The organism is Burkholderia catarinensis (genome assembly GCF_001883705.2).
Classification (GTDB): domain Bacteria; phylum Pseudomonadota; class Gammaproteobacteria; order Burkholderiales; family Burkholderiaceae; genus Burkholderia; species Burkholderia catarinensis.
The window spans coordinates 168,155-182,010 of the sequence record NZ_MDEQ02000012.1; the positions used below are offsets into that span (position 1 = coordinate 168,155).

The window sequence follows — 13,856 nt, forward strand, 5'->3', positions numbered from 1 at the left end:
CGGCGAACCGGCCGGTCGAATCGGTCCCGCTGGTATTTCCCGATTTCATCAGCTCGGTCACCGACGAGGTGATGGCCGCGGCGCTACAGGACTTCGCTGATGGTCCGTGGGGCAAGAAATATCCGACCATCGTGCAATCGTGGCAACGCGCAAGGGAGCACGTCATGCCGTTCTTCGTGTTTCCGCCGGAGATTCGACGGGTTGGGTACACGACGAACGCCATTGACAGTCCGAACATGCAACTGCGCAAGATCATCACGACCCGTGGTCACTTCCCGAACGACGAGGCAGCGATCAAGTTGCTCTGGCGGGCGCTGCGCAATGTGCTCGCCAATACCGTGCGGGCCGCTTTCGACTGGAAATCAGCGATGAAACAGTTTGCTATCCTGTTCGGTGAGCGATTCACGCAGGCGCGCGGATAACGTGCTGTTCAACCGCGTCGCCCACAAAAATGCGGACAGGTTCTTGCTGCCTCGCGTCCCTTGTCGTCTGCGGGTCGAAACTCAGGGTCTCGATCGCGTACGATCACTCCCTCAGCGCAACACATCTGATCGATCCACACAACCCCATCACTCGACCGTCACCGATTTCGCCAGATTCCTCGGCTTGTCGATATCCGTGCCGCGTAAACACGCTGCGTGATACGCGAGCAGCTGCAACGGCACGACGTGCAGAATCGGCGACAACAGCCCGTAGTAATCCGGCATCCGCAGCACCGACACGCCTTCGCTGTTGCCGATTCGCGTATCGGCGTCGGCGAACACGTAAAGCTGCCCGCCACGGGCCCGCACCTCCTGCATGTTCGACTTGAGCTTTTCGAGCAGCGCGTCGTTCGGCGCGATCGTCGCGACGGGCATGGTATCGGTCACGAGCGCCAGCGGCCCGTGCTTCAGCTCGCCCGCGGGATACGCTTCCGCGTGGATATACGAAATCTCCTTCAGCTTCAGCGCGCCCTCGAGCGCGATCGGGTAGTGCAGCCCGCGCCCGAGAAACAGCGCATTCTCGCGCCGCGAGAATTCCGCCGCCCAGCGCTCGATCTGCGGTTCCAGCCCGAGCACGTCGTCGAGCGCGTCGGGCAGCCGCCGCAGTTGCATTGTGTAGCGCGCGAGTTGCGCGTCGTCGACATAGCCGCGCAGCCGCCCGAGCGTGACGGCGAGAATGAACAGCGCGACGAGCTGCGTCGTGAACGCCTTGGTCGACGCGACACCGATTTCCGGGCCGGCCCGCGTCAGGAAGCGCAGGCCGGTCTGGCGCATCATCGCGCTGGTCGGCACGTTGCAGATCGCGAGCGTGTCGATATGACCGAGTGCCTGCGCATACTTGAGCGCGGCGAGCGTGTCGGCGGTCTCGCCGGATTGCGACACGCTCACCACCAGCGTGTTCGGCAGCGCGAGCGCGTCGCTGTAACGGTATTCGCTTGCGATCTCGACCTGCGCGGGCACGCGCGCGATCGTTTCGAGCCAGCGGCGCGCGGTCAGGCCGGAATAATGACTCGTGCCGCACGCGAGAATCAGCACGTTGTCGATCTGCTCGAACGCCCGCGCGGCGTCCGGGCCGAATACGGCCGGATCGAACAGCCCCGCGTCCGGGATGGTCGCGGCCACGGCCCGCGGTTGCTCGAAAATTTCCTTCTGCATGAAATGCCGGTACGGCCCGAGTTCGACCACGTCCTGCGCGGAGGAAATGGTTTGCACCGCGCGCTCGACCGGTGCGCCGCTGCGATCGAGCACCCGCACGCCGCCTGGCGTCAACTCGACGATGTCGCCTTCCTCGAGAAAGATGAAACGGTCGGTGATGCCGGCGAGCGCAAGCGCGTCGGACGCGAGAAAGCATTCGCCGTCCTTCACGCCGACGATGAGCGGCGAGCCGACCCGCGCGCCGATCAGCCGCTGCGGCTCGTGCGTGCTGAACACCGCGATCGCGTACGCGCCGTGAAGCTGCGAGGTCGCGGCGCGCACGGCGGCGAGCAGGTCGCCGTGATACTTGCTGTGGATCAGGTGCGCGACGACTTCGGTGTCGGTCTGGCCGTCGAATTCGTAGTGCGCGTCTGAAAGTTGCTTGCGCAACGTTTCGTGGTTCTCGATGATGCCGTTGTGCACGAGCGCGATTTCGTCGCGCGAGAAGATCGGATGCGCGTTGCAGGTTGCCGGCGCACCGTGCGTTGCCCAGCGCGTGTGTGCGATGCCGGTGCTGCCGGTCAGGCCGACGGTGCGCACATGCGCGTCGAGGTCGGCGACGCGCAACATGCTGCGCTCGCGGCGCGCGTGGCCGTCGACGACCGTCGCCACCCCGCATGAATCGTAGCCGCGATACTCGAGGCGGCGCAAACCTTCAATCAGAATCGGGACGATGTCCCGTTGCGCGACTGCGCCGACGATGCCACACATGGCAGGTCTCCTTTCCTTGTGACGATCATGGACCGCGCGCCGTTGGGTCAGCGCGATGCGGTTGCCGTTGCTGTTGCCGCCGCCGTCTTGAATCCGCATCGAGCGGGCGCGACGGGGGCGCCCATCCGGCTTTCGAATGCCAGATAAAGCGACTCCTCCAATACGTTCCAGTGTGCGCGGTGCCGGTACGGACCGGATCGCACCTGCCAGCAGGCGAGCGTGGTCCAGTCGTTCATCCTGGACGCAACCAGCGCAATCAGGCTCCACGGATAATCACTGTCGGCGAGTTGCCGCCAGGTCTTGCCGTATTTCTGCATCCACTGCGCATAGATCGTCTCGCCGGATTGTTCGGGTACCTGAATGCCGGACAGGAGCGGGACGATCTGGGCGATCTTCGCCGGATAAAAACTCGTATCGCTGACCTGCTGCGTGCTGGCGCGAAACCCGGATTGCGTGCCGCGCCAGAACACCTTCAGGATTGCCGACGCGAGCCGGTCGGCGCGCTCGCTCCAAGGGCCCGCGTGCGTGTAGTCGGCGCGCCGGACGTAGTACGCCGCGAGCGCCTGGAACGCGCTGTGTACGTCGACGTTGTCCATCAGCAACGCGACGTGCTGGGACGACGAGATCTGATAGACGCCGGCGGGCTTGTCGAGCAGCGTGTCCAGATGCACGCCCGCGCGGTTCAGGCTGAGTTTCCATGCGGCGGGCAAGCCGTCGGGTGGCGCGAAGCGGGCGAGCAGTTCGATCCAGGTCGCCGTCATCGCGTCGTCGGAGTCCGCTTCGGCACATGCGCTGTACCGGCCGTTCTTCACGCAGTAGCGATCGAAGCCGCCATCCTGGCGCTGACGCGGCAACAACCATGCGATCCACGCGAGTGCCGCCCGATGGGCGTCGAGTTGCGCGTCGGCGGCGGCAAGCAGCGCCTTCGCCGCGAGATAAGGATCGATGCCGGCGCCGTGCAGGCGTACGGTGATCGCCCCGTCGGGGCGTTGGTACATCCCGTTGAGCCGGAGTTCGGCCGCGCTCGCGTGCAGCGTGAAGCCGCACGCGGCGACGCAGCAGGCAACGTGCCACAGGCGGCACAGCGCGAAGATGGCCGCCACGCGCGAGCGTGCGACCGGGAAAAGCGCGGGCCGGGTCATGATCGTGGGCTCCTGCGCGGTCGTCCTGTGCAATCGTCGCCGGTCGCGGCGTTGGCCGCGTCGCGCCCGGCGAGCGTGTCGACGTTGTGGCTCGGTTCACGTTGGCGCCGGTGAACGCGAGGCTGGTGCCGATATTCGCGCACACGAGCCGGTTCTTCACATGAGAGCCTGAAGGCGGTTCGCGGATCGCGCGGATGTCAACGGGAAGCGGCGACGCATTCGTCGCGCTGGGGCGGTTGTCTTTCGCCCCAGGCGGATGTATCGCGTCGCCTCCCGGCTTCGTTGCTTTGACGTCCCCGTCTGTCCGCTGTCGTGCGAGTACTTCGGGGCGCACCTGTCTGTTATCTAGCAAGGCGCGAGCCATCGGCCGCGATGCCTCGCGCAGCAAGGAGCGGGGCGCTGGCCGCGTGTGTGGCCCAAGTGGCGGCGGCGCTTTTTGATTCACCGAAGAATCAGCCTGGATACAAGCGACGCGACCGCGCGACCGGCGTCGCGGCCCGCACGTGTCATGCGGCGAGCGATTTGTCTGCCGAACCGGTGCCGCCTTTCCCGGCGCGGCTTTGCGTGGCTGGAGAGTCTCGCGCCATTCGTTGCGTGTACATCTTCCGGGAAGCCGGCGCGGTGCCTGCTGCCGGACGCACGAGATGGGCCGGGACTCCGATGTAACCGCCCCGTTCAGGATTTGCGTTGCACATTCGAAACATTTCCCGCCCGTCGATTCGTGCGACGTGAGCGACGCTGCGTGTCGGGTCAATCCTCAGCGGATGACAGGGCCGGTGGTCGATTACGCGCGGCACGCTGCACAGACAAAAGTTGCGAATCGAGGCGACGCAACGCGCTTCGAAAGATGCGTAAGGTTCGATGCGCAATAGGCGATCGACGTGAATGCGCCATTCATCGGACGACGTCGCCGGATGGATCGCGCGGCCAACTGATATTTGGCCATATCGCGCTCGCACGGCGATGCGACGCTCGTAGCAGTTATGAAACATTCCGTCACGCGCTGCATGCGTGCCGTGTATGCAGCGTGAACCGGACCCGGCCGCAGGGCGGCTGGTTTGAATATTGCTGTAAGGGAAGAGACGTGACGAACCGACGTGACGCTCGACGCAGCGAGGAACGACTCATGACGTAACTGATCAAGTGCAACAGTACGCCGGTAGGACGACGATTCGCGTGGCGAGGACCGCGCGGACAGGGCACCGCGCTCGCTTCGCGACACTATAGCGTGTCGACCGCGAGCGAGTACGGGAGGCGCCGCCAGAAATAGATGCTTCGCGCCGCGAGCAGGGTCATTCGGCGCGAAGCGGCTAAACGGGGACAACGATGAAAAAGATTTTGCTTGTGTTCGGGACTCGGCCGGAGGCCATCAAGATGGCACCGCTGGTGCGCGCGTTGAAGGCGCAAGCGAATGTCGACGCCAGGGTATGCGTGACCGCGCAGCACCGGGAAATGCTCGATCAGGTGCTGACGTTATTCGACATCAAGCCCGACTACGATCTCAACCTGATGCGGCAAAGCCAGACACTGACCGACGTGACGACCGGCATTCTTCAGGCGATCGGCGTGGTCTTCGACGAATTGCGTCCGGACATCGTGCTGGTGCACGGCGATACGACTACGACGCTCGCGGTCAGTCTCGCGGCGTTCTACCGCTATCTGCCGGTCGGGCACGTGGAGGCCGGTTTGCGCAGCGGCGACATCTGGTCGCCGTGGCCGGAAGAATTGAATCGCCGGGTGACCGATGCGGTGTCGTCATGGCATTTCGCGCCGACCGGGCAGGCACGCGACAACCTGCTCAGCGAGGGCGTGCCGAGCGGGGCGGTCGTGCTGACCGGCAATACCGTGATCGACGCGTTGCACGAGGTCAAGCGCATGCTGGACCGCACCCCCGCACTCGCGGACAAGGTCGCCGGACAGTTTCCGTTTCTCGACCCGTCGCGGCGCGTCGTGCTGATCACCGGCCATCGCCGCGAGAGTTTCGGCGAGCCGTTCCAGCATTTCTGCGAGGCGCTGTGCACGCTCGCGAATCGTTATCACGACGCGCAGTTCGTCTATCCGCTGCACATGAATCCGAACGTGCGGGAGCCGGCGCGCGCACGGCTCGGCGGCGTGCCGAACATCTACCTGATCGAGCCGCAGGAATATCTGTCGTTCGTATTCCTGATGTCGCGCGCGCATTTCATCATCACCGACTCGGGCGGCATTCAGGAAGAAGGGCCGGCGCTGGGCAAGCCGGTGCTCGTCACGCGCGACACGACCGAGCGGCCCGAAGCGATCCAGGCCGGCACCGCGCGGCTCGTCGGCACCGATCAGGAGCGGATCGTGTGCGAGGCGTCGCGGCTGTTCGACAGCGAGAGCGCGTACGAGGAAATGGCGCGCGCGAGCAATCCGTATGGCGACGGTCATGCGAGCGAGCGGATCGTCCGCGCGCTGATGCGTACGCCGGGGGCGACCACGAAGACGACGAGTTTCTCGATGGGTGCCGCGGAGATGCCGTATAACGCGTTGACGCTGGGGTTGCAGGCGTTGCGGTCGCCGTGAGCGCGATTGCGCGGCCGCATGCCGATTGAGCCGGTTGTCCGGAGATCGCTTGAGCGGGGATCGAGGCGACGGAGGTCGGGCGTCAAGCCGGGCAACCCGCCGATTCTCGAGGAAGGCCCGTGTGCGCATAGTTTCGTTCACGCGACGAGGTGACGGGCGTGACTTCGCGCACGGGAAACGACACGCGCCGTCCGCGGATTCGATCGATCGCGGAAATCGCAGACGGAAACGCGCGGAATGCACACGCGCAAGGGTGGGCAGCGTGAGCTGCTCACCGGATTTTGCCCCGGGCTGAGAGGCAATTTACGAGCGCGGTTCGACAACGCGGCCGACGAGGGTCCCTTCTTCCGAGGGCGCTGAAATACACGTGAACGCGCCACCCGATCGAATGATGAAATCGGCTTCCCGATGCGCGCGTCATTGCCACCCCCCATCAGATTGACGGGATCGGACCGATCTCCCGTTACGCTGATTTTTGCGATCTTGCCTGCGCTGCCAATGAAATGATTCACCGCAAGCTTGCTCTTGAATCCCCGCACGCGGCCAGGGCAACCACTGCCGAACAAGTCACTATTTCACCGGTCAGGGCGGCTCGTATGTCGACCGGACTACAGCGGCCACACGACATATTTTTGCGTCAACTCGGCCGAAACGAACGCATGGTTCGTTGAAATCGTCGGTATCCCGTCTGCGCGCCGCACGGTTTGCGCATTGCTGAATGCTCTTCGGACAGGCTCCGATTCGCGAAATCCTCACGATATGCGCCGCCGGCGCAAAACCACCGCACATCGGTTAAAGTTGGAGCGCCGTTGATTCTCCATACGATTCCGGCGCGCCGATGCCGATATCCGGGGCGGTTTCCTGACAGCCCCAACCGGTACGCGTTGCCTGCGCGACGGATTCCGTGTGCCAGACTCCGGGCGAGCAGGTATCCGCTCTCAACATCTTGACCGCCGTTCCCCCGGCGGAGCAGTTCACACAGCGGCGCTGGGCCGGTGCAGTCGAACGCACCCGGCGCCGCTCGAATCCCCATCCGGCACTCGTGGTGCGACGCGGGCGCCTCGACCAGGAGGTGAACGATGATCACGCTGACCGTCAACGGTAGCGAGCAGCACTTCGACGGCAATCCCGACATGCCGTTGCTCTGGTATCTGCGCGATGTCCTCGGCCACACCGGCACCAAGTTCGGCTGCGGCATGGCGTTGTGCGGCGCGTGCACCGTGCATCTCGACGGCGTCGCGATCCGGTCGTGCATCACGCCCGTCGCGGCCGCTACCGGCAAGCGCGTGACGACGATCGAGGGGCTGTCGACGGACCTTACCCATCCGCTGCAGCAAGCCTGGCAGGAACTGAACGTCGCGCAATGCGGCTACTGCCAGTCCGGGCAGATCATGCAGGCCGCGTCGCTGCTGAAGACGAATTCCCATCCGACCGATGCCGACATCGACGATGCGATGTCCGGCAACATCTGCCGCTGCGGCACCTACACGCGCATTCGCGCGGCGATCCGGCTGGCCGTGCGCCGCGGAGGTGCCGCATGAGCGCGCCCGAACTCTCCGTCCACAACGAAAGCCGTCGCGCGCTGCTGCTCGGTTTCGCATCCGGCGGGCTGCTGCTCGCCTTCGGCGTGCCGTCGCTCGCGCGCGCGGCCGCGCCGGTGCAGCCGCCCGTCAGCGCGAATCCGCAGTATGGCGGCGCGGGGATGCCGCACGGGTTACGCGACGATCCGCACCTGTTCGTTGCGATCGCACCGGACGGCACCGTCACCGTGACCTGCATCCGCTCGGAGATGGGGCAGGGCGTGCGCACGAGCGTCGCGCTCGTGGTGGCGGACGAACTGGGCGCGGACTGGGCGCGCGTGAAGGTCGCACAGGCCGTCGGCGACGAGCCGCGCTACGGCAACCAGAACACCGACGGGTCGCGCAGCCTGCGCCAGAGCTTCGCCGCGCTGCGCCGCGCGGGCGCGGCCGCGCGCACGATGCTCGAGCAGGCCGCTGCCGCGGCGTGGGGCGTCGATGTGCGCCAGGTCAAGGTGACGGTGCACGAGGTCGTCGACACGAAGAGCGGGCGCAAGCTCGGCTTCGGCGAGCTTGCGGCGAAAGCGGCCGCGCTGCCGGCGCCGGATCCGGCCGCCGTGGTGCTGAAAGCGCCGGCCGAATTCCGCTACATCGGCAAGGGCGAAACGGCACTGATCGACGGACGCGACATCGTCGGCGGCCGCGCGCGCTACGGGATCGACACGCGGCTCGACGGCATGCTGTATGCGGTCGTCGCGCGCCCGCCCGCCTACGGCGACACGGTGGCGTCGTTCGATGCATCGGCCGCCGGGAAGCTGTCGGGCGTCGTCAAGGTCGTGCAGCTCGCGTCGACACCGCTGCCGTCCGGATTCCAGCCGCTCGGCGGCGTGGCCGTCGTCGCGCGCGACACGTGGACGGCCATCCAGGCGCGCGCGCAGTTGAAGATCGACTGGAAGCGCGGGCCCAACGCGGACTACGACTCGGTCGCGTATCGCAAGACGCTCGAAGCGGCCGCCGTGCAGCCGGGCGACGTGATCCGCAACGACGGCGACGCGGCGGCGGCGCTGGCCGGCGCCGCGAAACGCGTGCGCGCGACGTACTACATTCCGCATCTCGCACACGCGACGATGGAGCCGCCCGCGGCCGTCGCGCGCGTGGCCGACGGCCGCTGTGAAGTGTGGACCTGCACGCAGGCGCCGCAGACCACGCGCGACGAGATCGCGAAGGCGCTCGGGCTGCCGACGGAGCGCGTGACGGTCAACGTGACGCTGCTCGGCGGCGGTTTCGGCCGCAAGTCGAAGCCCGACTACGTGGTGGAGGCGGCGCTGCTGTCGAAGGCGATGGGCGCGCCCGTCAAGCTGACGTTCACGCGCGAGGACGACCTCGCGCACGACTACTTCCACGCGGTATCGCTCGAAGCGTTCGACGGCGGGATCGATGCGGCGGGGAAAGTGGTCGCGTGGCAGCATCGCACGGTCGCGCCGTCGATCCAGTCGACCTTCAAGGCTGGCGTCGTGCACGAGCAGCCGGGCGAGCTCGCGCAAGGAATCGCGGATCTGCCGTTCGCGATTCCGAACGTGCGGATCGAGAATCCAGCGGCGCAAGCGCACACGCGGATCGGCTGGTTCCGCTCGGTCTACAACATCCCGCATGCGTTCGGCATCCAGAGCTTCGTGTCGGAGCTGGCGCACGCGGCCGGCCGCGACCCGAAGGATTTCCTGCTCGAGCTGATCGGGCCCGCGCGGCGTTTCGAGCCGCACATCACGGTGAAGAACGTGAACTACGGCGAGGATCCCGCGCTGTATCCGATCGACACCGGGCGGCTGCGACGCGTGATCGAGACGGTCGCGCGCGAAGCCGGCTGGGGGCGCAAGCTGTCGAAGGGGCACGGGCTCGGGATCGCCGCGCATCGCAGCTTCGTGTCGTACACGGCGGCGGTGTGCGAGGTGCAGGTCGACGCGGACGGCAGGATTTCGGTGCCGCGCGTCGACATCGCGATCGACTGCGGGCCGCAGGTCAATCCGGAGCGCGTGCGCTCGCAACTCGAGGGCGCGGTGGTGATGGGGCTCGGCATCGCGTTGCACGGCGAGATCACGTTCAAGGACGGCCATCCGGAACAGGGCAACTTCAACGGTTTCCAGGTACTGAGAATGAACGAGGCGCCGCGCGAAATCCGCGTGCATCTCGTCGCGCCGGACGATTTTGCGACGCCGCTCGGCGGCGTCGGCGAGCCGGGCCTGCCGCCCGTCGCGCCGGCGTTGACCAACGCGATCTTCGCGGCGACCGGCACGCGCATCCGCAGCCTGCCGGTCGCCGATCAGCTCGCGAAGCCGCGGGCGGGTTGACGCAAAACACCCCACGCCGGTCCGCATCGTGCGGCCCGGTACGCATCAATCCCTGAACAAGGAGTGTCGACGTGGCCTCATCCGATGTCAGTGTGAAGCAGGCGGTGTCCCCCGCCGAATGGGATGCGCGAGTCAACCTGGCGGCGGCCTATCGCCTCACCGCGCTGTTCGGCTGGGACGATCTCGTGTTCACCCACATTTCCGCGCGCGTGCCCGGCCCGGAGCACCATTTCCTGATCAACCCGTATGGAATGATGTTCGACGAGATCACGGCGTCGTCGCTGGTCAAGGTGAATCTCGACGGACGCAAGGTGTCCGAATCACCGTACGAGATCAATCCGGCCGGCTTCACCATTCACGGCGCGGTGCACGCGGCCCGCGACGACGCGCTGTGCGTGATGCATACGCATTCGGTCAACGGCGTTGCCGTGTCGGCGCAGGAAGCGGGCCTGCTGCCGCTGTCGCAGCAGTCGCTCGGCGTGCTGGCATCGCTCGGCTATCACGACTACGAGGGCATTGCGCTCAACGAGGGCGAGAAAGCCCGCCTCGTGCGCGATCTCGGCAGCAACACGAACCTGATGCTGCGCAACCACGGGCTGTTGACCGTCGGCGCCACGCCGGCCGATGCATTCGTCGCGATGTACTTCTTCGAAGCGGCCTGCATGATCCAGGTCCGCGCGCAGGCCGGCGGCTCGGCGCTGTTGCCGATCGCGCAACCGATCCTCGACGGCATCGGGCAGCAGATCGCCGCGGTGACGCGCGGAATGGGCGCCGGGGCGCTCGTCTGGCCCGGATTGCTGCGCCGGCTCGATCGACGCAATCCCGGTTATGCGGAGTAGCGCATTCGTCGTTGTTGTTTGCGAACGACCGTGCTAAATTCGTGCCGGCACTTGCAATCACGGAACCCTTCATTCGGCTGACAAGGCCGGCACCCCGGGAGGCAGCACGATGAGCCTGTTGATGTCTCGGCGCGATCTCGCGTTCCTGCTGTACGACTGGCTCGACGCCGAAGCGCTGGCCGCGCTGCCGCGCTACGCGGAGCACAGCCGCGAGACCTTCGATGCGGTGCTCGACACCAGCGAGCGGATTGCCGAAGACCTGTTCGCGCCGCATGCGGCACGCGGCGATCGCGAGGAACCGCATTTCGACGGTGAGCGCGTGACGCTGATCCCGGAAGTCGGGCCGGCCGTGCGAGCGTTCGCGGACGCCGGGCTGATCGCAGCGGGGCATGACGAAGCGCTCGGCGGCATGCGGTTGCCGAAGCTGGTCGAAGCCGCATCGTTCCTGTTCTTCCAGGCCGCGAACATCGCGACCGCCGCGTATCCGTTCCTGACTGTCGCCAATGCGAACCTGCTCGTCGCGCACGGCAGCCCCGCGCAGATCGACGCGTTCGCGCGTCCGGAACTGGAAGGGCGTTTCCTCGGCACGATGTGCCTGTCCGAACCGCAAGCCGGGTCGTCGCTGTCCGACATCGCGACGCGCGCGGATTTCGAAGGCGACTCGTCGCTCGGCCCGCGCTACCGGCTGACCGGCAACAAGATGTGGATCTCCGGCGGCGAACACGAGCTGACGGAGAACATCGTCCACCTCGTCCTCGCGAAGATTCCCGACGAACACGGCCGGCTGCTGCCCGGCACGCGCGGCATCTCGCTGTTCATCGTGCCCAAATACCTGCCGGGGACCGGCGGCGGTGCGCAGGGCGAGCACAACGACGTGGTGCTCGCGGGGCTGAACCACAAGATGGGCTATCGCGGCACGACCAACTGCCTGCTGAACTTCGGCGAAGGCACGCGCCATCGTCCGGAAGGGCGTGCGGGTGCGATCGGCTATCTGGTCGGTCAGCCGAACCACGGCATTGCCTACATGTTCCACATGATGAACGAGGCGCGCATCGGTGTCGGCGCGGGCGCGGTGGCGCTCGGCTACACGGGTTATCTGCACGCGCTCGACTACGCGCGCAACCGGCCGCAGGGACGTGCGCTCGGGCCGGCCGGCAAGGATGCGGCCGCGCCGCAGGCGCCGATCGTCGAACATCCGGACGTGCGGCGCATGCTGCTCGCACAGAAGGCCTATGTCGAAGGCGGCCTCGCGCTGATCCTGTACTGCGCGAAGCTGGTCGACGAAGCACGCGCGCACGACGACGCGCAGGTGCGCGCCGATGCCGCGCACCTGCTCGACATCCTGACGCCGATCGCGAAAAGCTGGCCGTCGCAGTGGTGTCTCGCCGCGAACGACCTTGCGATCCAGGTGCACGGCGGCTATGGCTACACGCGCGATTACGCGGTCGAGCGGCTCTATCGCGACAATCGCCTGAATCCGATTCACGAAGGCACGCACGGGATCCAGGCGCTCGACCTGCTGGGCCGCAAGGTTGTACAGGGCGACGGCGCGTCGCTGCGCGCACTCGACGCGCGGATCGGCGCGACCGTCGAACGCGCGCGGGCGCCGGATGCCGGCATGCACGAGCAGGCCGATGCGCTGGCGCAGCGCTGGGCGCAGCTGTGCGACGTCACGCAACAGCTGGGCGCGATCGGCGATCCGCAGACGCGGCTTGCGAACGCGAGCGTCTATCTGGAAGCGTTCGGCCATCTCGTCGTCGCATGGCTGTGGCTCGACGTGACGCTCGCCGCGCATGGATACGGCGGCGATTTCCACGACGGCAAGCGCGCGGCGGCCCGTTATTTTTTCCGCTGGGAATTGCCGAAAGTGGATGCGCAGCTCGATCTGCTGTCGAGCGTCGACACGACGACGCTCGACATGCGCGACGCGTGGTTCTGAACGGTGGCTCGCTGACATTCCGGAATGCTGACGATGTCGCGGATGCCGATCCTGCCGGCGCTCGCGTGCTCGTCGTAAACCGTCCGTGTGGGCATGTCCCGCAGGCTGACCCGATGCGCGGCCGCGCCGCGCCAGGAGAGAGAAGAGCATGAAAGCCCTGTTGTGTACCGCATTCGGCCCGATCGAGGGCTTGCGCATCGAGGACGTGGCGATTCCCGAACCGGGCGCGGGCCAGGTCCGGATTCAGGTGAAGGCGGCGTCGCTCAATTTCCCCGACGCGCTGATCGTCCAGGGGTTGTATCAGGTGAAGCCGGCGCTGCCGTTCTCGCCGGGCGCCGAGTTTGCCGGGGTGATCGACGCGGTCGGCGAAGGCGTGACCGCGTGGCGGCCCGGCGATTCGGTGGTCGCGTTCACCGGGCACGGCGGGTTCGCGCAACAGTGCGTGGCCGATGTGCACCAGATCGCCGCGCTGCCGCCGGGCATGACGTTCGAGCAGGGCGCGGCGCTCGTGCTCGCCTATGGCACGTCGCTGCACGCATTGCAGCAGCGCGCGCGCCTGCAACAGGGCGAGACGCTGCTCGTGCTGGGCGCGGCGGGCGGCGTCGGGCTCGCCGCGATCGAGATCGCGAAGGCGCTCGGCGCGCGCGTGATCGCGGCCGCGTCGAGTGCGGACAAGCTGGCGCTGTGCCGCGCAGCGGGCGCGGACGAGACGATCGACTATGCGACGGAAGACCTGCGCCGCCGCGTGGACGAGCTGACCGGCGGGCGCGGCGCCGACGTCGTCTACGATCCGGTGGGTGGCGCATACAGCGAAGCGGCGTTGCGCGCGACTGCGTGGCGTGGCCGGTTCCTCGTGGTCGGCTTCGCGGCCGGCGAGATTCCGAAGATCGCGCTGAACCTGGCGCTGCTCAAGGAGCGCGACATTCTCGGCGTGTTCTGGGGCGATGCGGTGCGCCGCGATCCGGCGCAGCATGTCGCGAACATGCGGCTGCTCGCCGATTGGTTCGCGGCCGGCAAGGTGCGGCCGGCGATCACCGAGCGCGTGTCGCTCACGGATGCGGCCGACGCGATCGCGCGGATGGCGAACCGGCAGGTGAAGGGCAAGGTGGTAATTTTGCCGGACGCTTGATCCGGCTGTTCCGC

8 protein-coding genes and 1 pseudogene are annotated in these 13,856 nt (G+C 66.8%); 7 read left to right on the forward strand and 2 right to left on the reverse strand.

Annotated elements, in window-relative coordinates; translation table 11 throughout:
• Positions 1 to 74: 74 nt before the first annotated feature.
• Positions 75 to 422 (forward strand): annotated as a pseudogene (locus tag BFF94_RS20745) (transposase); the annotation flags it as partial.
• A 147-nt stretch (positions 423 to 569) separates the two neighbouring features.
• Here the strand turns inward: BFF94_RS20745 and glmS are convergent.
• Together glmS and BFF94_RS20755 are read right to left on the reverse strand one after the other, a co-directional pair.
• Positions 570 to 2,387 carry a glutamine--fructose-6-phosphate transaminase (isomerizing) gene (gene glmS, locus BFF94_RS20750; protein WP_128843363.1) on the reverse strand — a complete coding sequence of 606 codons (1,818 nt, stop codon included), beginning with the start codon at positions 2,385 to 2,387 and terminating at the stop codon, positions 570 to 572.
• A gap of 47 nt (positions 2,388 to 2,434) precedes the next feature.
• Positions 2,435 to 3,529, reverse strand: coding sequence for a hypothetical protein (locus BFF94_RS20755; protein WP_128843362.1), 1,095 nt, complete (start codon positions 3,527 to 3,529; stop codon positions 2,435 to 2,437).
• A 1,326-nt stretch (positions 3,530 to 4,855) separates the two neighbouring features.
• Here BFF94_RS20755 and wecB point away from each other — a divergent pair.
• From wecB to BFF94_RS20785, 6 genes are all read left to right on the forward strand, one after another.
• A complete protein-coding gene (gene wecB, locus BFF94_RS20760; protein ID WP_128843361.1) occupies positions 4,856 to 6,073 on the forward strand; it encodes a non-hydrolyzing UDP-N-acetylglucosamine 2-epimerase in 1,218 nt (405 codons plus the stop codon).
• 1,079 nt (positions 6,074 to 7,152) lie between these two features.
• On the forward strand, positions 7,153 to 7,614 hold the full coding sequence (locus BFF94_RS20765) for a (2Fe-2S)-binding protein (RefSeq protein ID WP_219139756.1): 462 nt from the start codon (positions 7,153 to 7,155) through the stop codon (positions 7,612 to 7,614).
• Positions 7,611 to 9,935 carry a xanthine dehydrogenase family protein molybdopterin-binding subunit gene (locus BFF94_RS20770; protein WP_219139757.1) on the forward strand — a complete coding sequence of 775 codons (2,325 nt, stop codon included), beginning with the start codon at positions 7,611 to 7,613 and terminating at the stop codon, positions 9,933 to 9,935. The genes BFF94_RS20765 and BFF94_RS20770 overlap by 4 nt, the downstream gene beginning before the upstream one ends.
• Positions 9,936 to 10,006: 71 nt before the next feature.
• Entirely contained in the window at positions 10,007 to 10,774 is a 768-nt protein-coding gene (locus BFF94_RS20775; RefSeq protein WP_128850120.1) for a class II aldolase/adducin family protein, read from the forward strand.
• 109 nt (positions 10,775 to 10,883) lie between these two features.
• A complete protein-coding gene (locus tag BFF94_RS20780) occupies positions 10,884 to 12,713 on the forward strand; it encodes an acyl-CoA dehydrogenase (protein WP_219139758.1) in 1,830 nt (609 codons plus the stop codon).
• 148 nt (positions 12,714 to 12,861) lie between these two features.
• Positions 12,862 to 13,842 (forward strand): NADPH:quinone oxidoreductase family protein, encoded by a 981-nt coding sequence (locus tag BFF94_RS20785; protein ID WP_128850122.1) that lies wholly within the window; start codon positions 12,862 to 12,864, stop codon positions 13,840 to 13,842.
• Positions 13,843 to 13,856 lie beyond the last annotated feature (14 nt).